This window comes from Oleiphilus sp. HI0125 (assembly GCF_001635355.1).
On the sequence record NZ_LWGF01000547.1, the window covers coordinates 1 to 372 of the forward strand.

1 protein-coding gene is annotated in these 372 nt (G+C 46.8%); it reads left to right on the forward strand.

Annotated features, from left to right (window positions below; all coding sequences use genetic code 11):
• Nucleotides 1-372: phosphate acyltransferase (locus A3762_RS06880; protein ID WP_255375038.1), on the forward strand; the 372-nt coding region annotated here is incomplete at both ends.

The window sequence follows — 372 nt, forward strand, 5'->3', positions numbered from 1 at the left end:
AAAAAACGTATCGTTTTACCTGAAGGAAACGAACCTCGCACCGTTGCTGCTGCGATTGCTTGCCAAGAAAGGAATATCGCTCAATGCGTTATGATTGGGGAGCGCAGCGACATTAGCTTGGTTGCTGAAGCACAAGGTCTGACATTTCTAGATGAAATAGAAGTCATCAACCCCGACGAAGTGCGTGAAAGATACGTTCCTCATATGGTGGAGGCACGCAAGCACAAAGGCTTAGCGCCTGATATGGCGCGCTCTCTACTTGAAGATAATGTAGTTCTTGCGACGATGATGGTTGCCTTAGATGAAGTAGACGGATTAGTTTCAGGTGCTTTACACACGACAGCAAATACTGTTCGCCCAGCACTTCAGTTA